This window comes from Agaribacter marinus, assembly GCF_030160655.1.
Taxonomy (GTDB): domain Bacteria; phylum Pseudomonadota; class Gammaproteobacteria; order Enterobacterales; family Alteromonadaceae; genus Glaciecola; species Glaciecola marina.
The window spans coordinates 121,796-142,422 of record NZ_BSOT01000007.1; the positions used below are offsets into that span (position 1 = coordinate 121,796).

A 20,627-nucleotide genomic window follows, 5' to 3' on the forward strand; every position below is an offset into this window, starting at 1 on the left:
AATGTATACGTTTACATTTTAATAACTATAAATATAAATACATATTATTCAATTAAAATTTACATATAATAAACAAACTATTGATTACTAAGTAAATTGAAGTAGGGGCGCTTCGTATGATTTTTGATGCTAGATGGAAAACTTGCGAATAAATGTAAACGTTATTATCCTGTGGTGTAAGAAGCATGTCGTTCAAGATTGATAAGTAAAAGGATTAAGCGTATTAATAGGGATGCAGTTTGTTAATCAAATCAGTAGGTTTTGTGCGCACCAAACATAAATTTGTTCTAGGCATTGGTTTTTTAGCGATATTTTTTAGCGCACAAGGCTTAGGCATTCTTGCCACTCCGTATTATCAAATGACCTTGGGTGTTGACCCATTTTTGCTTGCGCTTGCCATGAAAGCCCCTGTATTTATAGCTAGTTTTCTTGCGCCATTCATTGGTCAATGGTCTGATGGCTTTCGTTCCAGTTTTGGTCGTAGAAGACCATTTTTATTCGTGTTTCCTTGGTTATCGTGCCTAATATTTGGTTTGATTTGGATGGTGCCACAAGCTTGGTCTCGAGAAGAACAGTTGGTGTATTTCGCAATCATGGCACTTGCATTTTATTTATGTAATACGTGCTGGACCATTCCTATGAAGTGTTTAGCGTATGAAGCGTCAAGTGATTACCACGAACGAACCCGAATCATGGGATTTGTCACATACTTTTTAAAGTTTGGTTCAATTATCTATCATTGGGTATTTCCTATTGCTCAATTAAGTATATTTGGCGGTGTTGTCGTTGGTATGCAGTACGTTGGATGGGGCGTTGCGCTCATTTGTTTAGGCTTATTCGGAATGATCCCCGCTATATTTTTGCGAGAGAGAACATACGAGCCAAGCAAATTGGAACAAAAGCATTCCTTAATTGAGAGTTTAAAGACAATTCTTCAAAATAAAAACTTGCGCATCTTATTGTTAATAATTTTCTTTCAAATGGGCTTCGGTGGTTTGGCTGCAAGCATGGATTATTATGTTCTCGTTTATTATATGCATGAGGGGAACGTTGCAGAAGGTGCTACTTGGAAAGGGCTGTTATCGACGGCGTATGCAATTGCAGGTATTGCGTCTATTCCTTTGATAACCAAACTTTCTTCAACGTTTGGCAAAATTAATGCGATTAAGTTTATGTTTATACTTACCTTTGTCGGTGGATTGCTAAAATGGGTCATTTATCAGCCAGGCAATGAGTGGCTTTTAGTTATAGATGCGGTAATTTGCTGTGGTATTTGGGCGGCTATGGGGATTTTGGTGACATCTATGGTTGCTGACCAAATTGATGTCGATGAGCATGCGTATGATATACGAAGAGAAGGCATATTTGTGTCCTTACAGAATTGGTTTATCGCGATTTCTGGTGCTATCGCAGTAATATTGTCTGGGCTCATGCTCAACCTTATCGGCTTTGAAGCCCTTAAGGGAGGTAACCAAACAGATACAAGTCTAAATGCGATGCGATTTATATTAGTGTTTGGCACAGCTTTTCCGGCGCTACTTGGCTACAAACTAATATCTCAGTATGATTTAACAGAGCAACGCTTTAATCAAATAAAGGCAGAAATAAAAACGAATCATCCGAGTGAGACAGCAGATTAATGAGAAGTTGTGATGCTAAGCGCACATTAAATGTTTTATCAATGTGCGCTTAGTAGGGTGGTCTTTTAGACGGCTGACTTAGGCTTAAAATACATAATTGATAGCAAAACGAAGTAAGGTCGCATCGCTGTTACCGGATGCATCTCTGTCGTCAGTATACTTTGTTAAATCAGCTTTGAGCGCCACATTCGTGCTGTGGTCGAACCTTACGCCCAGAGTTATCGTACTATCGTCACTTATAAAAGCATTCTGTAGGCCTGCAACAGCACCGACGAGTGCTGGTGGTAAGCCAACAAGTTGATTTGCGAACTTAAGGTCGTCCTCATCTTTTACTCTTTCATATGTAATTGACGGGGTATACTTGCCAAAGCGTAAGCCTGCGGTGACGTAGTATGCGATATCCTCAGTAAGAAATGAGTCTTCAGTATTCACACTGGTAAATTCGCCGCTAACAAACCAATCAAATTTATCTATTTCAACACCTACGCCAATAAACTTGCCGAGATCCTCTTCTTGCTTTAAGTTGTTAAACAAATCCGCAGGTAGCGTTTGTTCAAGTTGTGCTAGCAAGGGGGCAACAGGCCGCAGGTTTAAAGTAGTATCCGCTTGTCCATATACTAAACGAAGTTTTAAGTAGTCATAGGTCGCTTCGATACTCGCAGTAACATTGTTCCTGCCGTCCAGTTCAAGTAAGTCGTTAGATACACTGTAGTTACCAACGGCGAGTTGTAGTGCGTATTCCCAATCGCCAACATAATTATTATAGTCTAATCGAACTCCTTCAATACTGTTAAAAGGTACATCATAAACACTTTGAGGGGCACTGACCCAATGATATGAGTAACCGATATCTTGAGAGGATGAATAGCGGAATAAGGGTTGTCTAAATCTACCTGCACTGATATTCAGGTTATCGGAATAGTTATAGGTAATGTATGCCCATTCTAGTTTGGCGTTGTAGTCATCTGAGCCGCGCGCTAAAATTTGCCCGGTTGCTGTCATTTTTTCGTTGATGTCGCCAATAATCTGTACGGCAAATAAACTTTCTTCAGAAAAGCTTATATTGTCATCATAAGCATACAAGGTCTCATCCGATTTCGTTATACCACCAACTAAATTAGCAAAACCGTTTATACGAATTTCAGCATGAGCAGTAGAATATATACATGCGCACAAGGCAACAAATGGAATAATTTTTTTCATAATTGTATCCTCGTTAATTAAGTGAAATAACACGAACAGCATCAGTCACTGCGCTGCTGTCTATGTAGCCGATACAACTTGGATTATCGGATATTAAGTTGATAACGTCGGCATCACTTTCAACTTCTTTGGGCGGTATACCTTTTCCTGTGAAAACCAGCTTTGACCAGTAAGCTGAAATTTGACTTGAGCTTCGACCCAATATACCTGAGTCAAAAGCATTGCGAGCAGCTGCGCCTTCGACTTGGTTAATTGGAATAGCTTCTTTTCCGTTTGAAAACTTTTTAGCTTTTCCTAAAAAAATTCGTTGAACCGATTTTTTATCAAGTGTAGCGTCATTAGATGAATGAGTGACCAATACGACTTCAGCGGATGCTGAAAGCATTACTGCAAGGTAAAAGAAAGTCATCATTCCTATTTTTTTGTATATGTTTATACTCATATAACCCTCGTGGCAGGATGGTGTGTTAGTGTTCGGGCGTCTCTCCGTGATGCCGGCTATGGTTGGATGATCCCTTCTGATAAATTACAGAACAACCTTAGGTTTATTTCGGCTGCTTTTTCATTTACTTAAGTATGGTGGGAAGGTATTTTCAGGCTGGACGGTGTGTAATCCAAATTTAAACTCTTTGGAAAGTGCATAATAGGCCAGTGCTTTTATCCCCGAAAGGAAAGCGTTTTTCATGCATGGCGAGCGAACCATCTCTATTCAATGACTCACTACGCCAGCCATCATCTACAATAATGTATTCGTAGCCAGCATCAAGTAAGCCCTTGTATGGATTTTATAGAGGAATGTAGAATCTTCTAGGGCAATATTTGTTTTGTACTTACGATATTAACGATTTGATTGGGAAAAGACTGGAAAAGGCGCAAACAAGCACCTTTAGTAGGAATGAAATCACAAATGCAAGTGAAACCACGTCGCCAATTCAGATAGCGCCATGGTTTTTGCATTAGCATTAAATGAATGTTTTTCGCCGCCATAAATTGAGAGCTTATATGGATGCTTAAATTCTTCCAATTTCTCTACTAGCCAATAGGCGTTGTCTACCGATACTTTTGTGTCTTGATCGCCATGTATTATCAGGATTGGCATATTCTTTTTTAGGGTGTCTGCCCAATTGATCGCTGAGCGCTCCGCGAGAGCCATATGCTTATTATCTGAGTAATTTGGAATTCTTATTTTGTACACGTTTTCCATTTCTGGTCTATTTTCCAATTCTCTGAGTAAATCGGACGCGCCAGATTGCACTGCAAGCGCTTTTATTGACGGCATTCTTCGTGAGGCAATAAGCGTTTGCATGCCGCCTCGACTGCTACCGTACATGCCGACACGTGAGCCATCAACACCTTGGATATGGGGAATATAGTCTAAAAGTTTAACCACATCATCAATGTCTTTGCCGCCAAATTCGTCATACTTTCCTTTGACGACTTCCTTACCAAGTGAGCCACGATATTGGCTCCCAATAATAGCAAAGCCTTTTTCTGCAAGAGGAAACAAATTCGACATGAGACTGGCGAATATAACGGCGCCATAGCGGCCATTCCCACCTCGATTATATATAAGCAACGGCAAATCATTTTGACCTTTAGGTTTTATTAAATAGCCGTCGACAAGGAGGTCATCAACCTTATATTTAAACACAATACATTCAAGCGACGCCTTGTATGTGTAAAAATCGTCTTTTTCGAACATGCGCTTAAAGGTATTAAGCCGTTGTTCCAGCTGAGCCGGTGTTTTTGCCTTGCGTTTACTACCGCGTTCTATCATGCTTAACTAGGTGTCATATTCTTCGAAAACACCGCTATAACAATTTTTTATCTGGCTCACGTCACGGTGTTTGAGAATATCGTCATTCGCCTTGACGACAAATACGGCAGAAAATATCAATACCCCTGTTAAAAAGATACTACTTATATATTTTAACAATATACGTCCTTGCATAACTGATTCCCTAAAATTCTAAAGTACAGGAACTAATTGAAAAAAGCGAATTCGGCGGTTTAGAAATCATCGGCTTTCATTTTTCTGCGTGTTATGTCAAATCGGAAAATTTACAGAAGCTAAACAAATCGAGATTTATTGCTTAATACATCCTTTAGTATGTATAACTACATACTTATTCTCGGCTTGTTCAAAAAGCGCCTAGCAGTATATTTGTGTCCTTGTGAATTAATAGTAAAGGATCTTGTATGTACCTCACTCCATTAAAAAAACAACGAACGCGCTTGTTAAATGCTCTGTTATTTTTAACTGTATTTTTGTTTGCACAATCTGCTAGTGCCATTTTAATCGACGCAAGCGTTGGCATAGAAATTACTGATTTGTCTTCTACCGACCGGGTCGTACTAGAGGTTGATGGGACAGGACTCGAGCAACGCCTGTTGGGTGCTTATAACGTCGAAATATCGGGCCAACTCTGGGATGTCAGATTTGTCGATGGAACCGTCGGGAATATATATAACAACGGCGCTGATATTGATACGCCAGCCGTTTTTTTAGCTTTGTCATTCGCAGAAGCAATAGGTGAACAGGTGTTGAGAGGCTCTTCTTCTATCTTTAAGTTTTTCAACTTTTTTCCGCAAAATGTCAATGGTTGTGGTGTTGGAATAAATCCATTTAGTTCTTTTTGCGACATTATTGTGCCATATCGCTATCAATCTCAAGAGGATGCATATTTGGCTGTGTCATTACGAAACGATGTGTCTTTAGATATTTCCAATATTGATCTGAATACATTGATTGATGCGAATGTAGATACCTCAAATGATTCAGCTGTTACCCTTACAGAATGGGCAACGTCGTTTTCAGAAGAATTTAGAATCACGCCTCCCGTCACACCTACAACACCGACAGGTTCAGTACCTGAGCCATCTGTATTGATTTTGATGTTAGTTGGATTGTTGGTTCTCTTTCGCAATGTCCGCAAAAAAGTCAGCATATTTTATCACGCAGTAAAGTTAAGATAACTTACTTAAGGCGATGAAAAGGCCATGAATTTTTGGCGGTATTGACTTTTAACATCATTGATAGGAAAGGTTAATTTTACTGACACTCCGGTTTTGATGTGCATAATTATCCTGGTAGACCCTTTTATTTGGGTCACAAAGGACAGGTATGAATTTCACAAATAAACACCATAAATTGACTATAAATGATGCAATCTTCAAAGCGCAAATAAAAGAATGTTGTCGCCCTCACTATGAGATATTTTTTGCAGCATTGCTAGCGATTATTTTCGTAGTTTTCCTTAGCGCTGACAAAGGTAGCAATCAACCGCTGCTTATATGGGTTGGAATAACCCTCACAGTATTGAGTTTACGATACGGGTTTGTAGCGTGGTTTAACCGTTTGCCTGACGAAAGGATTAGAATAGGCCATAGTCGACTATTTTGCCTTATTATGATGGTTTGGGGAGGTTGTTGGGCCGCGGCAACGCTCATTTTTTTCCCTCTTTTGAGCACCGCTCAGCAAGCGGCATGGTTTGCGATGTTCATGGTCATGATTTCAGCATCCGCGACCTCACATGCGGTGTTTATTAGTGCTTTTTTTGCTTTCGCCTTGCCCTATTTTTTCAGTATTGTTTGGGTCGTAGCGATACAGTATCCGAGCCCTTATCATGTAAACGCGTTTATAGTTACTCTGGTGATGATTACGCAAGTAGGTGCTGCAAAAAAAGGTAATTTGGCAATATTGGAGTCCTTACGGTTACGATTTGATAACCTTGATTTAATTGCTAAATTAAAAGAACAGAAGGATACAGCGGAGCAAGCAAACCTTTCTAAATCTAAATTTCTCGCAGCTGCCTCTCATGATTTGAGGCAGCCATTGCAAGCCATAACGTTGTTTAGTTCAGCACTGAAAGACGCAATTGATGACAAAAGTAAAGCTAAAGTACTTGCCTCACAAATAGGTGACTCTGTGGGTACTCTGCAAGGCTTGTTCAATGCACTGCTGGATATATCAAGGTTGGATGCGGGTACCTTAGAGTGTGAGAAATCAGATTTTTATGTTCAAGATGTATTGAGTAAACTCGAAAATGATTTTTCACTAAGTGCGGAAGCAAAACAAATCGATTTGTACTTTGATGGTGATAACCATGTCGTGAACACAGACGCTACTTTATTATTACTAGTGCTTCAGAACCTTCTTTCAAATGCCTTACGTTATACCGCTGTAGGTTCGGTAAAAGTCTCTGTTAGCGCGCTAGATTCAAAGATAAAAATTGATGTTGAAGATACGGGGATTGGTATTCCTATTGAACATCAGCAATACATTTTTGAAGAGTTTGTGCAGCTACATAACCCTGAAAGAGACAGAAAAAAAGGACTTGGTTTAGGTTTGTCCATCGTTAAAAGAGTGACGACATTGATGGGAGCAGCTTTATCTTTTTGCTCTAAAGAAGGAAAAGGCAGTTGTTTTTCCGTAGTAGTGGATAAAGGGAGCGATATGGCCGCGCCTTCAAATAATGAAGTCCACGTGCACAACTTTTTATCGAATCAAGCAAACGTTGTAGTGATTGACGACGAAGTTGCCATCTTAAGTGCAATGTCTGCGTTACTGATAGGCTGGGGATATAATGTGATATCCGCTGCAGATCTGACTAAAGCAGAGCGATTGCTTGAGGGGCAGTCCATTGTACCTGATTGTATTATTGCTGATCTGCGTCTACGAGACAACAAATCGGGAATTGAGGCGATTTGTCGACTCCGGAAACGATACGGTGCATCGGTGCCTGCACTCATTGTGTCTGGTGATATTGCCATAGAGCGACTTCAGGAAGTGAAGGAGCATGGATTGGACATGCTTCATAAGCCTATTCAACCAGCGAAGCTACGAAGTTTTCTTCACAATAAAATTCATACATTTAAGAACAACACGGTCTAACCTGTGTCTACTAAAGAAATGTGTTTTTCCCGAATTTTTGCAATCGCAGCGCTGCGATTATGTACGTTCAGTTTTTCAAATATAGCAGATAAATGCATCTTAACTGTGGGTTCGGCTAAGTCCAATTTGGCAGCAATAATTTTATTCGGGCAGCCTTCAATAACTAAGGACATTACTTGGCGTTGTCGCGGCGTCAAATCTATACGTTTTTCGCGGCTTATTCTGCGTTCGGTATACATAATCGAATGGGGTACGTAAATTTCACCTGCCAAAATCAGACTCATGGCATTGTGCAATGCGGCGGCAGGAGAATTCTTTGATATAAAACCCAGGGCACCCGCATCAATCGCTTTATTAACGTCATTGCGTTTGGTCGAGGCGGATAAGATAACGCAAGGTAAGGTAGGGTATAGCGTTGTGAAAATATCTAGTGTCTCAAACCCGTCATTGACAGGCATTTCTAGATCTATTAACAGCATTACTAAATCTGGGTGTTTTTCTACCGTAATTTTTGCCTGAGACAGCGAATCTGCTTGAAGTAGAACAATACTACTATCAATTGCTTTGAGTGCGTAATGTAACCCATCTCGAAATAAGGCATGATCATCAATGACTAATACTTTCATTTCACTACTATTTAGTCTCGGCTTAGTACTGTTGGATACGGTTACCCATTTTTAATCTAAAAGACTAATACATTAAAAACAAAACTGAAAATTTTTAATTGCGTAAAGTATTTTCCTTTTTAGTTTTTGTCGCAAGTGATTTAAACCTAAAATTATCATAACATCTGGATAAAGGAGTGGCGTTCAAAAATCACTATGCCAAGAAAATTGAACACTTGCATCTCTACTAAAAGCCGAACCAATTCTTCTCTAAAGAGAAGTTTGGGTTCAATTTGCTGAATATTAGCTCCAATTCTTCAATCGTATCTTTGGTTACACGTCCCAATAACGGTTGTTCGCTAACTATGTAGCTTTGCCTTTCAAAAAATGAAGATGAAACGACATTTACGTTGTTTGCTGAATACACGATAGTTCTAATAGAGACATGAGAGAGGTAGCTTTCTTGGAGCACATTATCTTCTTTTACAAACACATCACTTACAATAAATCCATTTGCATTCAAATGCTTGGCAACTTGCTCCATCGCTAAAATTGGATCCTTATTATATTGTTCTTGCAAAGCAAGATGCTCAATTGTGCTCATTACTTGTCGGGGCGTAATGAATTTAATTGGTCCTCTTGTGGCTAGTTCGTGAATATACTGGTCGGTAACGTATGAGTGTGTATTACCATCAATTGGGGCAATTAAAACGACGTCCCAATTTTGACCTTCGAAATTAGCGTTAAATTTTATCGACGTACACGCCGTCAAGGTGCATAAAGCAATAAATGTTATTAAGTACTTCATTTGAACCATATTCCCTCTGGTTAGAAATCTTATTTGGATAAACGTATGAAAGGCTGTGAAATACACACATGCTAACGACTTGCTAAGTCTGCTGATTACGTAAAATATAAATGTACATCAATATTTTACATAATCAAGCCTAAAAAAGCTTTCATAATGAGGAATTTATATTATTCACCATCACTTACAAAATTTAGCGCGCTTGAAATTAAATTGTTCATCAAGCAATATGTATATTGATTTAATTATACCTATTGTTAGGTCAGTATTTAGTAGAATATTTTCACGAAATAAATAGTAAAAAGGTAGCAATATGAGCGTTGACGCATATCAAAGCCCAGAAGCAGATTTAAGTAACAGTAGTAATGATGTGAGAGTTTTAAGCCCCAAGCAAATATTGTTTACGATGGAAGGCAGAATTGGTCGAAAAACTTATTGGCTCTATTATCTTGGTACTGTGTTTTCTCTTTTGATTCTTTTTGGCATTCTTATGGCTGTTTTGCCCAGTGCAGGCGGGGAATCGGTTATAGGTGGCGTGATTATGATGGGGGCAATGTTAGTCTTCTATGTGCTAATGATTTGGGTCTCTATTTGCATAAGTGGCAAGCGATGGCATGATAGAAACAAGTCTGCATGGTGGATTTTAATTAGCTTTGTACCAATAATTGGCGGCTTTTGGTTACTAATCGAAAATGGTTTCTTGAAAGGCGACGATGGTGAAAATAGGTTTGGGCCACCGCCTTTCTAATGCACTTAGCTGTTAGTTAGATGTATGAGTTTGGACCTATTTAAAGGCTTGATTGGGCGACAATCAAGCCTTTATTCGTCGTTTTAGACGGTTTGTGCTGACTTAAAATCGTGTATATCTAAAAAGTATCCTTTAACAATATCAACATATCGTCTACGGACAGTTTTGTCGCTTGGTCGCTGCCCGATAGCAGCTTATCCGCTAAGTCTCGTTTGTGTTGATGTAAAGAGACAATTTTTTCTTCAATCGTATTTTTCGCTATCATCCGATAAATCGTGACAGGACGATTTTGCCCCATTCTGTGGGAGCGATCAGATGCTTGATCTTCCACCGCAGGATTCCACCATGGATCCATGTGAATAACGTAGTCAGCGGCGGTCAAGTTTAAACCAAATCCACCGGCTTTTAAGCTAATTAAAAATACCTCACCTTCACCTGCCTGAAAGGCATTTACACGCTGCTGCCTTGCCTTTTGTGGGGTCGAACCGTCAAGGTATTGATATGAGATACCTTTAGATTCTAAATGTTGTTTTATGAGCTGAAGATGCCCAACAAACTGACTGAATATTAGTGCTTTGTGTTTATTCAGGCGCAAGTCAATCAGCAACTCATTTAGTGCCTCAAGTTTTGCGCTAGGCAATTCACTCTCTTCTAGCACCAGTTTTGGGTGGCAGCACGCCTGTCTTAGTTTCGTTAATTCTGCTAGCATTTTTATGCGCTGCTCTCCGGCGTTAGTTATGTTGCTAGCTTGACTAATATTATCTATGGCATTGAGTCGCAAGGCTTCATAAAACGCCCGTTCCTTACTGCTAAGTTCAATCGGCACATTTATCTCTGTACGTGCCGGCAACTCAGTTAATACCTGACTTTTTAGCCGTCTTAAAATAAATGGTTTAATCAGTGCTTTCAGCGCTTGGCTGGCTTTACGGGCGGCAAGTTTATCTTCTTTCGCATTTTCAATGGGTTGAATAAAACGTTGCGTAAAACGCTTTAAGTTACCTAATAGCCCTGGATTGATAAAACGGAACAAGCTCCAAAGCTCTGTAAGATCATTTTCAATGGGTGTGCCGGTTGTCACCATGTTAAAGTCAGCCTTGAGTAAATAAGCGGCTTTGGTGCGTTTTGCTAACGGGTTTTTAAGTGCTTGGGCTTCGTCCGCAATTAACGTATGCCATTGGACTTTTTGTAATAATTCGCTCTCTCGTTGCAGCAAGCCATAACTCAGTACTACGCAGTCAAAGGCTTGCAATTCGGCTAATAGAGCGGCTCGTTCGGCACTTGTACCGGCGTCGGCAAATAGTTTGATGTTTAGGGTTGGTGCAAATCGTTGTGCTTCTTGTATCCAATTAAAACATACAGATGTTGGCGCGATGACTAAACTTGGCCCTCCTTGTGCTCTGGCGACTAACAAGCCGAGTGCTTGCAGGGTTTTACCTAAGCCCATATCGTCGGCTAGACAAGCGCCGGCCCCCCAATGAGATAAGCGCATAGCCCAATCAAAACCTTCCAACTGATAGTCTCTCAGTTGGGCTTGCAAAGTTGATGGGACTAGAGGTTTTATCTCGTTGGCTTCATACATTTGCTTGGTTTGTTTGTCCCAAGCATGAATCGTTTTCATGCGCATGCCGGAAGTAGCTTCTTCTACCTGAAGGCTAGCCACGGGGTGAAATTTACCCTCATCGGTAACTTGGTTAAGGTATTCCAGTTTTTGACGCAAATCATTGCTTAACGCAAGCACTCGCTCCGAGTCCAATTTTATAAAGCGCCCGTTACTGGTCGAAACCAAAGACAGCAATTTCCGCAGCTCGATGACGTCATTGTTATCGATGGCTAGTTCGCCAGTGATATCAAACCATTCCGTTTTTTTGCTGATACCCAACTGTATTTGTTCACTGCTTAATTTTTTACTTAACGTGACTGTTTTACCTTTCGGCCAGCGAAGGATAATAGGCAATTTATTCTCAGACAGCGCGTTTTCGAGTTGCTCTAAGGCTTCCAACGCACTTTGCGTGTCTTCTAGCTGCAACATATTGTCAGGCATTGACAAAAAGGCTGGGCATGTAGCATCAAGCCTGTCTAAGAGGGTTTGTTCTTTTAATAAATCGCGTTGTGTTGCGACGCGTTTACCACTAATTTCTGCGCTTAAATTTGCACTGCCTACTCCAGGCTTATACGCAGGGCCTTTTTCACCAAACGGCATGATAACGCAAGTAAACTCTAAGCCTTCCCTTATTGGTTGAATATTTATTATCAGATTGTCATCACACGGCACGGCGTCTAGGCCGGTATCTAACTCAGCGACATCAGATTGAATATTTAAGAACGGTGCAATAGCGGCAATGCCTTCTAGCACACGTTCTTTAGCTGATATCGGGACGAGTAAACCGTCATCGCCAAGAATGTCGACAACTTGTAAGTGTTCCTTTGAAAATACTGTGAGTTGATATTGCTCAGTGTTGAGCTGTTTTAGCACATAAGGTTTATTTAGCGGATTTGTATCATTGGTATAGTAGCCTCGTTCATCAAGATGATCCGTTGTAGACACTGGCTCAATATCTGACATACTCAAGCACAGTTGGCTGCCATGCTGGCTAACCACGAGTTCTGGTTCTTTCTCAATTAAGTCGATACTTTGACTAATGTCATTGGCCATGTATAGGTTAGGTGCATCTACCGCTGCTAAAAGCGCGGGTAAACCCTCTAACTCATATTCCGTTTTGGCGTAATAACCATAGCCTTGATAGGGCATAATAGCGCGGCAGATTTTTATATCTGATTCAAGTAAAAAGCTAAAGGCATCAGTATTTTCATATAGACGTTTTAACGAGACTACTCGGCCTTTGCTCCATGCTGTTTTTGTTCGTTTTTGTTCTCTAGGCACCAGCTCGTCTTTAAATCTACCAAGATGTAGCTCCCATATCAGTCTTGACGTTTTTTCTATCTGTGGTGCTTTTTTCGCCTCACTATCATCATTGGTGCTGTTTGGGTTTAAAGCGACAAGTTTATCTAAGGCATGTTCCCATGCTGCACGCCTATGAATTTGCGAGCTTATGTTAATCAGAAGTGGTGGTGCTTTAGTTGCATTGTTTTTGTTTATATTCGCCGCGTTGGTTTCTAATGAAGTATCAAAATGGTCCGCGAGCTGCTTGCTTAAATTGGCAAATAATGTATAGCCAGTGTCAGAAAAAAATGCGACACATTGGTGAGCTAATTCAACATTGGCATTGTCACTCAGTTCAACTTTATCCGATTCACTAGTATTACACCAAGCACTACCAATGAGTTGATTGATGCGATTAAGCCAAAAAATAAATGCATTGAGATCCTTGTTGATATCATACAAATCCGAGTGCGGTAAATATTCGGCACCATCGCTTAAGCGGGAGGTGATTTTTTTTAACTCAAGATATAAGGGTACGCAATCACTCGCTGTTTTTTGATCTACATATTCGTTTTCACATTGTGTAAGCAGTGTATTGAACAAACTAGCGTCATGTTGGTTGGCTTCAATGATAAGCGACAATTTAAAAAAGTAGCCAAGTAGGTCACCAAGGTATTGTTTTTTTCTGCGAGAAATCTTATTTTTCGCAACTATGGCTTTTTCGTAATATGTATTTGCTATTTGGGTTTTGCTGGTTAAAAATTGATAAGCGCCCTGTAATTGCAAGCCATAAGATGATGAGTCAAGCTCGTCCGAAAACGCTAAATATTCTTCAAAACGGCATGTATAAAGATATTGTTCGCAGAGTAATTGTCTACAAAGAACGTTCCCTTGGTTTTCCTTACAGATTTGTTCAAGTAGCCTAAGTGGATACAAAATGTTACTTCCATCGCGTTGGCACATACGAAACAATGTTGCAAACGCGAGATATTGAATTTTGTCTGATAGGATTAAAAAACGTTTGAGAGAAAAGGGTAAAAATAAGAGTTCAACCAAAATCTGATTAAACTCCGTATCAATAATTTGTGGATTTTTGTGTGACTCTATTGTTTTTTCTAAGTTATCAATTTCATTCAAGTAAAAAAAGTCGCGACATAAGCGCTGTTTATCAACGCGTTTGTCTTGCCAAGCGTATGGGTTCACTACTGGCACTATGTGTTCTGCGGCAAATAGAATACTGATGAATTTTCTATGCCCAACACCTTCGCGCAATTCTTCTAGATACTCGACTTCTTCTGTTAGTTTGTTAGCGAGCAAGCGATTCACCATTACACCTTCACGGGTGACTTGTAGCATACCCGCTTTACCTAGTTTTGCTTTAACGTCAGTCGTCAATTTGTAGTAAGTACCTTTTTGAGTCAAAAAGTCCATGTCGATTAACTGACGAATAACCTGGTCGAATTTTGTTGTGCCAATTGGCTTATAAATTACAGATAAAATAATAAGGATGACTTTATCAGCAGCAGATAAATCTAAAAAAGCCTTATGTACAACTTCTGATTCCTGTTTTGTGTTCTGAGATATTAAAGAAGTGATTTTCATTAGGCCTGCTATAAGGGATGTAGAAAGTACTAATTGCAAAGATGCTCAGACGCTATCAGAAAATTAAAGGCAGCTCAATTTTAGCTTTTTCTATTGATTAAGATTTATTCATTCTTGCCGATAGACTGCCTATGAATCATAGGATGTTGTACAAAAAAAGTACGAATCCAGCGTTAAAGATAAGTGTGGCATTGAATGAAAGTATTTACTTGCTTTACCTTATTAGTATGCTTAGCATTTTCGTCTACGTTGCAATCAATGACAACGAGCGAGAATGCTTCAGATATTGTTGTTGTTGTACATGCAGAAAATTCGGTTAGGGGCCTTACAAAAAAACAGCTTGTTGACATCTACATGGGGAGATTTAAACATTTCCCAAATGAAGAAAAGGCCTCACCTATAGACTTTTCTAGTGGGAGTGAACTTCGAAAGGAATTCTATTCCGCTTTAGTAGGTAAAACTGAGCGCAGTATTAACGCTTATTGGTCCGTCTTGCTATTCTCTGGTAGAGCGACGGCACCTAAAAAAGTAAAGTCCGTAAAAGATGTTATTTACTCGTTGGATGCTGATGTTTCCTCTATTGCATATCTTCGTGCTAAAGATGTGACGCCAGATATGCATGTGGTTTATAGATTTAGGTGATATGCTAATGGTTTCATAAGGGGTGAGGGCATGGTGTGCAACTATATATAGGCAACAAAAACTATTCATCTTGGTCGCTAAGGCCTTGGTTACTTTTAAAAAAGTTCAACGTAAATTTTGATGAAGTTAAATTAGATTTAGCTACACCAGAATTCTATCAACAATTAGTAAAAATCTCGCCCGCTTGTAAGGTACCCACGTTAGTTGATGATAAGCTAGTGGTGTGGGATTCTTTAGCGATATGCGAATATATTAATGAAGCTTATTTGTCTGGGCGAGCATGGCCTAATGAAAGTTTTGCTCGCGCTAAAGCACGAGCACTTTCGTCAGAAATGCATGCTGGTTTTGCCGCATTGAGAAATGAAATGCCAATGAATATCCGCGCTAAACGAATAGTCAATCTGTCTGCAGATGCAAAAAAGGATATTCAGCGCGTCTGCGACATATGGACAGAACAACTTTTTGAGTATGACGGATGGCTGTTTGGGGAATGGAGTATTGCAGACGCAATGTTTGCGCCTGTTGTGCATAGATTTATTACTTATGGCATTGATGTGAATAAGGACGTACAAGCATATATGACGCGTACTTTAGCTTGCGACGCAATGCAAAAATGGATATCAGAGGCCATGATTGAAACTGCATTTGTGTCAGTAGGTGAAGCAGGTGAGGACATTTGAGTTGTTAGGCTATAATGACCATTTTATTCCGCCTAGCATTCTGCTGCTATTGTCAACCTTATCGAAGCGAATGAACCAATTTAGTGGGGCAAAACTAAAACTAGATTCAATTTCCGCCGAAAATCCGTGACCGGTGCCTAGAAAGTCTTCAGTAAGTTCTGCTTTTAAGCCAAAGTCATCACTGACATATGAATAGTAGACAAAATATTCATAGGGCTTATCTTTGCTTCTAAATTCACCTTCGACACCTAGGACAGTTTTAATTTTAGTGGCATCTGCTCGCTTAACTAATTCGGCGAATGCAGTGTGGGACTCAGCATAAGCATATCGTAATTCGGTTCTCATAAAGTTTGCAGAGGTCATACGTTCTAGACTGAATTCGTAACTTATCTGCTCGTTGTATGATGCTGAATATTCCGCCTCTAGATAGTCGATTGTGTTGGGTGCGTCAATTGCCTTACGAGGGTCAACGTTATTTAATTCTCCAGCGACTAATTCAAATTGACCTTTGTTGCCTGTATTTCTTACATGTCGAATGCCTTGAATCCAACCATCTTTTGATAATCCACTAGAGGACACACGCCCTTTAAATGTAGGGATTATACCCACTTCAGTTTTTCCGTAGTCACCAGAATGGCGCACAAATGCTCGCCTAAGATAAAAATGATCTGCAGAACTGTCATCAATCGTGTTGTGACTAGATGAAAAGTCATCGCCTGTCACAACAAAGCCATTTACTGACAAACTATCACTAAAACTGACAGAGGGATAATAACGTACACGATACTGATACCTTAAATCTCGGCCTGATCTATCATCAGCTCGTAGTTGAACATCAAGTTTATGTTTAAACACTGTGGCATTAGCGGTGTACAAAGGATTTAACGTCAGTAGCAATATTGCAAGCGATGTTGAAAAAGCGGTGAAAAACGTAAATTTATGTCTCAAGTGGTGGCCGTTGTTACTTCTACTAATACTTACTATTATATCTGATTTGCAACTGTTTACATTATTAACGCAAAAATTTGCTTAGAATCTGAGGAGATACTAAAGATTTTTAGCCTTATTCGTTTTCTTGTGTTGCGTTATCTGGCTCAAACGAGCAGGAACTAAATATTAAGATAGCAATGAGATAACCCGCTAGCGTGGCTAAAATATCCTTGTAGTCAAATATTAAGGTTGTCCAAATTTGTTCAATTTCATAAATGAGGGCGCCGAGAGCTATTAATGATGCTAGCGTTAAGAATTTTTTGAATTTTATTGTATTATCTATTAGCGGGACAAAGAGAATAGCACCTAAAACATAAAAAAAACTTGGGGCAGATCCCAATATGATATCTACGCTACTTAATACGCCATGGGACTTTTCACGCATGTGTTGCGAAGTAGCCGCACATATAATACATATAAGGATGATAAGTGTTATAAGGATATTTTTTTGTCGTTTCATACTATTTAAAAAAAGGAGAAAGGAGCCCATTACTCCTTTCACTTTGTTAGTATAGCATAGCCTTTATTGCGATAAACGCCTGTTCCCATTCATTTGACCACCAGAGCTAGTGGTGCGTTCTCTGTTCTTGGCGTAAGATATGACACTATCTGCAATCTTGCCACCTAAGTAACCCAAGACGGCGACTGCGATAACTGCTTGTGCAGCACCGCCATATACTTCATTGATTTCATTAGTGTTCAATTGATTCATTTTATACCACTCCGATTAGTAACATTAAGTTGTGAAAGTAATTTTTAAGTTGTTTATTTGTAGTCGTGACTTTTACTGCCGCTACAAATGAGATGTTAGACAAATTAAATTCGCCAGATAACTGTACTGTAGTAGTAAAACTTAAAGTAAATTCGCTCCGAATTTAAACGTTTGTTCATCTTAACAACGTAATTAGATGGCAGGTTCACATGTTAGAGATGTATCATCAACATGCTCGAACGCTTATGTGATATTAGCCATTGTCCATAATTTGCAGTTATGACCAATATAAAAGTAAAAATGTAAATCCTCTACCTTCTATCTGGCGTTATGCACATCCTTCATCAACTGAGAGAATCTCTTTGATACCAACACTTAAGGAGTACACATACAAAATGGAAGCGTTATTAAATGAAAATGAAAAACACCACGTCCCCTTTATTATTGGGTTCAGCCTTGCTCTTATCAAACGTAGTTTTTGCTGAAGAGAGTGATACTACAATATCAATTAATTGTAGTAATAATGAACAAAAAAAGTGTGTTGAAAAAGTGTTAGTTGCAATTAAACCAGCTTTTAAAGTGTGTGATTCTGGTTTGGCTAAGGGCTCTCTAGACCTGCAAGAATTTGCAAACGTAGAAATTCCTGATGATAAGTATCACGACGCGGATATGGCTAAAAACATGCGAAGCGTTTGGATTAATGGTATTCAAAGTAACTGCGCCGAAGAAAAATTCGTAAAAGATTTATTTGACCCGACCGAGAAATCCTCTTGGGGGAATCAGCTAATGTTAGGATATACCTTGCAATCTGACTATAACGTAGATGGCGTTCACGAGGGATTCGGTCGAAAAAATGCGTTTGCACAATTTGCTTTTAATGGGCGCTGGATGACTAAGCAGTATACCGCTATTCATTGGGGAGTCGGGGGCTTATTTGCTAACAGTGCTGTGCTTCTGGAAGAAAAAGATGCTATCCCAAATGAGCCAATGATGCCAGGCGATAATGACAGTGGTTCAGAGGGAGACTCAACTGGTGGCGCAAATGATGGATCCGAAGGCGATACTGGAGACAATGCTGGAGTACCTAGCGCAACTGATGCCAAAAACGATGAAGTAAGTTTTAATGACGTAAATGGCTCGTTGGATATTTATACTAAACTAACGTTTTCTACGTCGCATAAAAATAAGTTAATGCATGATTACTTTACCTATGGACTAATGGTGGGGTTGAAGACCAGAGAGAAGGTAACGGCTTCACAAGATACAAGCAATTCATATGGTGGTTTTATTGGTGAGTATCTATACTTCGGCGAAGATATGAGTAAAAAGGTCAATACGATTCCTCGCGGAAAACTGAGTGCTGCGGTATTAATGTTTGAAGAGTACGGTGGGCAAAAAAGTGAACCTAGGCTACTGTTAACCGGTGAATGGCAATTAGATGTTGATGCTGATGCTGAAAAAGGTAGATTTGTTGTCGGATTTAAAGCAAATGTCGGTAACGGAGCAGATGATATTGCAGTATTTTTTGCTTACCGTTCAGGTTTTGACAGTATAAAAAGCTTTATCACAGGGGGATAAATTATTGTCGCTGGTTTAAATACACGGGCAAGAACTTCAGGTTCATTGCCCGTCGTTGAAATATAGAGACTGCAGCAAAATGGTTAATTGATGTTTTATTGCTCCATTGCGCCCTGACTAATTAAAAAACGACGGATTTTATGTGTTGCCGCTTTATTTAACGGTGTTCTATATTCTTTCGCAAATGATTCATTTGCCATAACGCCCAAGTTTACGTCGGCTCCCTGACTGACTAAATATTCGACGACTTCAAAGTTACCGCGGCGAGACGCCGTGATTAAGGGCGTTTCATCACCTGGCACAATAGCGTTTACATCTGCGCCATAGTCTAGCAAACGCTTAGTTAGTTTTACGTTGTTGGTGCCTGCTGCCGCAATCAGTGGGTTGCCATCACCCCTTGATGATTGATTCACGTCGGCGCCGAGTGAAATGAGTGTTTCCATCATGTGTGCGTTATTGGCTTTTACCGCAATGATTAGCGCTGTACCATCGCCAACGATGGGCGTGTTTATGTCCAAACCATTGTCGATCATTAAGTTGAGCAAGGGCTTGTCATTTGATTTAATCGCCTCCATTAGCATTTCACCTTGTGCTCTTGATAGTTTTGAAAAGTGATTTCCATCGCGTTCTACAGCCTGAAGGTCGATAGACGGCGCAAAAGCGTTCGCAGTCGCGATGGTTACGCCGCTTAAGCAAAGGCAGTAGAAGGCAATAAGGCTTGTATTTGGTTTACGTTTTGAATTTTCGTTCATCACTTGATTTATCCTATAGGTTAGGTCTTTCTTTTTACTAAACAATCCGAGTGCCAACACATTGGTTTTGTGTGTTAGCATTAATTTTGTGCTATCTAAAAGCGATTGAAGATAACGCTTTGAGCTATTTAAGTGCCTTACTGCGCGTAAATCACATGCCAACTCCCTAGAAATATGAATTTTTCTGTTAATAAGGCGTATTGCTGGACTCCACCAAAAGGCAATTGCTAATGTTTCTTGAAAGGCGCTTACCCATAGGTCTTTGCGTTGAATATGCGCATATTCGTGCATCAATATGGGCAACAGTTGTTGCTCACTTAGATTATGCAGAAAATTAGCAGGTAATATAATTTGGGGGCGCATGAGGCCAACGGCTAAAGGGGATTTAGCGTAAGAAGATATGAGAATGTCGACGTGTGGTATTTCATTTGTCGCAATACCCGATGGGGTTGCTGTTGTGCTTAAGTATCGAGTCCTAGATACCGAACCTACCAACTGAAATAAGCGCCATATGCTGCCAAATATCCATAGTACACAAAATGTATATAGTAAGCTTTGGATACCAAATATCAGGCCACTTGGTACATGCCAGTTTGGGGGTATTCTCTTTTGTGCTTTCGTGGGTTGATATGCATCAGAAAGGTCTAAAATGGCTGTGCTTTCATTGACTGAAGTAATATTTACGCTGGGTGTACTGCGTTCCTTATCGACATTAATCAGTGTGAACGGAGCCACCGTCGAGACAATAAAAATAGTTACCCACAGCCAACTTTGCGTTTCTGCAGAAAGTGCGAAACATTTTATCACTATGCACATTAACCCAAATAGGCAAAGACCAATCAGCAAGTGGTGAATCGCTATTGTGCCAAACAATGTCATTTCAGTAATCATC

Annotated in this window: 18 protein-coding genes and 1 pseudogene; 7 read left to right on the top strand and 12 right to left on the bottom strand. The window is 39.8% G+C overall.

From position 1 onward, the window contains the following. The first annotated feature begins 239 nt into the window (after positions 1 to 239). Positions 240 to 1,640, top strand: coding sequence for an MFS transporter (locus tag QQK00_RS15090; RefSeq protein WP_284218444.1), 1,401 nt, complete (start codon positions 240 to 242; stop codon positions 1,638 to 1,640). A gap of 84 nt (positions 1,641 to 1,724) precedes the next feature. Here QQK00_RS15090 and QQK00_RS15095 read toward each other — a convergent pair whose 3' ends face one another. The 5 genes and pseudogenes from QQK00_RS15095 to QQK00_RS15110 form a co-directional block, all read right to left on the bottom strand. After that, positions 1,725 to 2,843 (bottom strand): topoisomerase IV, encoded by a 1,119-nt coding sequence (locus QQK00_RS15095; protein ID WP_284218445.1) that lies wholly within the window; start codon positions 2,841 to 2,843, stop codon positions 1,725 to 1,727. Positions 2,844 to 2,856: 13 nt separating this feature from the next. Continuing rightward, on the bottom strand, positions 2,857 to 3,255 hold the full coding sequence (locus tag QQK00_RS15100) for a type 2 periplasmic-binding domain-containing protein (protein ID WP_284218582.1): 399 nt from the start codon (positions 3,253 to 3,255) through the stop codon (positions 2,857 to 2,859). Positions 3,256 to 3,463: 208 nt separating this feature from the next. Continuing rightward, a pseudogene (locus tag QQK00_RS20535) lies at positions 3,464 to 3,607 on the bottom strand (hypothetical protein); the annotation flags it as partial. A 137-nt stretch (positions 3,608 to 3,744) separates the two neighbouring features. Next, on the bottom strand, positions 3,745 to 4,620 hold the full coding sequence (locus tag QQK00_RS15105) for an alpha/beta hydrolase family protein (RefSeq protein ID WP_284218446.1): 876 nt from the start codon (positions 4,618 to 4,620) through the stop codon (positions 3,745 to 3,747). 6 nt (positions 4,621 to 4,626) lie between these two features. Then, positions 4,627 to 4,794 carry a hypothetical protein gene (locus tag QQK00_RS15110; RefSeq protein WP_284218447.1) on the bottom strand — a complete coding sequence of 56 codons (168 nt, stop codon included), beginning with the start codon at positions 4,792 to 4,794 and terminating at the stop codon, positions 4,627 to 4,629. 248 nt (positions 4,795 to 5,042) lie between these two features. On the opposite strand from QQK00_RS15110, the gene QQK00_RS15115 reads away from it, so the two are divergent. Then, entirely contained in the window at positions 5,043 to 5,819 is a 777-nt protein-coding gene (locus tag QQK00_RS15115) for a PEP-CTERM sorting domain-containing protein (RefSeq protein ID WP_284218448.1), read from the top strand. A 148-nt stretch (positions 5,820 to 5,967) separates the two neighbouring features. Further along, positions 5,968 to 7,737, top strand: coding sequence for an ATP-binding protein (locus QQK00_RS15120; RefSeq protein WP_284218449.1), 1,770 nt, complete (start codon positions 5,968 to 5,970; stop codon positions 7,735 to 7,737). On the opposite strand, the gene QQK00_RS15125 is transcribed toward QQK00_RS15120, so the two are convergent. Together QQK00_RS15125 and QQK00_RS15130 are read right to left on the bottom strand one after the other, a co-directional pair. Continuing rightward, the gene (locus tag QQK00_RS15125; protein WP_284218450.1) at positions 7,734 to 8,363 is read right to left on the bottom strand and encodes a response regulator transcription factor; all 630 of its coding nucleotides are present in this window, start codon (positions 8,361 to 8,363) and stop codon (positions 7,734 to 7,736) included. The genes QQK00_RS15120 and QQK00_RS15125 overlap by 4 nt on opposite strands. Before the next feature lie 226 nt (positions 8,364 to 8,589). Further along, positions 8,590 to 9,150, bottom strand: coding sequence for a hypothetical protein (locus QQK00_RS15130; RefSeq protein WP_284218451.1), 561 nt, complete (start codon positions 9,148 to 9,150; stop codon positions 8,590 to 8,592). Between the two features lie 313 nt (positions 9,151 to 9,463). On the opposite strand from QQK00_RS15130, the gene QQK00_RS15135 reads away from it, so the two are divergent. Continuing rightward, the gene (locus QQK00_RS15135; protein WP_284218452.1) at positions 9,464 to 9,898 is read left to right on the top strand and encodes a DUF805 domain-containing protein; all 435 of its coding nucleotides are present in this window, start codon (positions 9,464 to 9,466) and stop codon (positions 9,896 to 9,898) included. Between the two features lie 118 nt (positions 9,899 to 10,016). Here the strand turns inward: QQK00_RS15135 and QQK00_RS15140 are convergent, their stop codons facing one another. Then, positions 10,017 to 14,381, bottom strand: a complete 4,365-nt coding sequence (locus tag QQK00_RS15140; protein ID WP_284218453.1) for a DEAD/DEAH box helicase — start codon at positions 14,379 to 14,381, stop codon at positions 10,017 to 10,019. Positions 14,382 to 14,576: 195 nt separating this feature from the next. Between QQK00_RS15140 and QQK00_RS15145 the strand changes: the two genes are divergently transcribed. Together QQK00_RS15145 and QQK00_RS15150 are read left to right on the top strand one after the other, a co-directional pair. Next, positions 14,577 to 15,023 carry a type 2 periplasmic-binding domain-containing protein gene (locus QQK00_RS15145; protein WP_284218454.1) on the top strand — a complete coding sequence of 149 codons (447 nt, stop codon included), beginning with the start codon at positions 14,577 to 14,579 and terminating at the stop codon, positions 15,021 to 15,023. A 35-nt stretch (positions 15,024 to 15,058) separates the two neighbouring features. Continuing rightward, positions 15,059 to 15,703, top strand: a complete 645-nt coding sequence (locus QQK00_RS15150) for a glutathione S-transferase family protein (protein ID WP_284218455.1) — start codon at positions 15,059 to 15,061, stop codon at positions 15,701 to 15,703. A 9-nt stretch (positions 15,704 to 15,712) separates the two neighbouring features. On the opposite strand, the gene QQK00_RS15155 is transcribed toward QQK00_RS15150, so the two are convergent. The 3 genes from QQK00_RS15155 to QQK00_RS15165 all read right to left on the bottom strand — a co-directional run bounded on the left by QQK00_RS15155 (position 15,713) and on the right by QQK00_RS15165 (position 17,405). Further along, positions 15,713 to 16,651, bottom strand: a complete 939-nt coding sequence (locus QQK00_RS15155; RefSeq protein WP_284218456.1) for a hypothetical protein — start codon at positions 16,649 to 16,651, stop codon at positions 15,713 to 15,715. Between the two features lie 115 nt (positions 16,652 to 16,766). After that, positions 16,767 to 17,078, bottom strand: coding sequence for a hypothetical protein (locus tag QQK00_RS15160; RefSeq protein WP_284218458.1), 312 nt, complete (start codon positions 17,076 to 17,078; stop codon positions 16,767 to 16,769). 138 nt (positions 17,079 to 17,216) lie between these two features. After that, the gene (locus QQK00_RS15165; protein ID WP_284218459.1) at positions 17,217 to 17,405 is read right to left on the bottom strand and encodes a hypothetical protein; all 189 of its coding nucleotides are present in this window, start codon (positions 17,403 to 17,405) and stop codon (positions 17,217 to 17,219) included. A 411-nt stretch (positions 17,406 to 17,816) separates the two neighbouring features. Here QQK00_RS15165 and QQK00_RS15170 point away from each other — a divergent pair, with 411 nt between their 5' ends. Further along, entirely contained in the window at positions 17,817 to 18,983 is a 1,167-nt protein-coding gene (locus QQK00_RS15170) for a hypothetical protein (RefSeq protein WP_284218460.1), read from the top strand. 95 nt (positions 18,984 to 19,078) lie between these two features. Here the strand turns inward: QQK00_RS15170 and QQK00_RS15175 are convergent, their stop codons facing one another. After that, a complete protein-coding gene (locus QQK00_RS15175) occupies positions 19,079 to 20,626 on the bottom strand; it encodes a M56 family metallopeptidase (protein ID WP_284218461.1) in 1,548 nt (515 codons plus the stop codon). Position 20,627 lies beyond the last annotated feature (1 nt).

Coding starts and splice junctions, on each gene's coding strand:
- QQK00_RS15095 (WP_284218445.1), bottom strand. CDS start 2,843: ATGAAAAAAATTATTCCATTTGTTGCCTTGTGCGCATGTATATATTCT.
- QQK00_RS15100 (WP_284218582.1), bottom strand. CDS start 3,255: ATGATGACTTTCTTTTACCTTGCAGTAATGCTTTCAGCATCCGCTGAA.
- QQK00_RS15105 (WP_284218446.1), bottom strand. CDS start 4,620: ATGATAGAACGCGGTAGTAAACGCAAGGCAAAAACACCGGCTCAGCTG.
- QQK00_RS15110 (WP_284218447.1), bottom strand. CDS start 4,794: ATGCAAGGACGTATATTGTTAAAATATATAAGTAGTATCTTTTTAACA.
- QQK00_RS15115 (WP_284218448.1), top strand. CDS start 5,043: ATGTACCTCACTCCATTAAAAAAACAACGAACGCGCTTGTTAAATGCT.
- QQK00_RS15120 (WP_284218449.1), top strand. CDS start 5,968: ATGAATTTCACAAATAAACACCATAAATTGACTATAAATGATGCAATC.
- QQK00_RS15125 (WP_284218450.1), bottom strand. CDS start 8,363: ATGAAAGTATTAGTCATTGATGATCATGCCTTATTTCGAGATGGGTTA.
- QQK00_RS15130 (WP_284218451.1), bottom strand. CDS start 9,150: ATGAAGTACTTAATAACATTTATTGCTTTATGCACCTTGACGGCGTGT.
- QQK00_RS15135 (WP_284218452.1), top strand. CDS start 9,464: ATGAGCGTTGACGCATATCAAAGCCCAGAAGCAGATTTAAGTAACAGT.
- QQK00_RS15140 (WP_284218453.1), bottom strand. CDS start 14,381: ATGAAAATCACTTCTTTAATATCTCAGAACACAAAACAGGAATCAGAA.
- QQK00_RS15145 (WP_284218454.1), top strand. CDS start 14,577: ATGAAAGTATTTACTTGCTTTACCTTATTAGTATGCTTAGCATTTTCG.
- QQK00_RS15160 (WP_284218458.1), bottom strand. CDS start 17,078: ATGCGTGAAAAGTCCCATGGCGTATTAAGTAGCGTAGATATCATATTG.
- QQK00_RS15165 (WP_284218459.1), bottom strand. CDS start 17,405: ATGAATCAATTGAACACTAATGAAATCAATGAAGTATATGGCGGTGCT.
- QQK00_RS15170 (WP_284218460.1), top strand. CDS start 17,817: ATGAAAATGAAAAACACCACGTCCCCTTTATTATTGGGTTCAGCCTTG.
- QQK00_RS15175 (WP_284218461.1), bottom strand. CDS start 20,626: ATGATTACTGAAATGACATTGTTTGGCACAATAGCGATTCACCACTTG.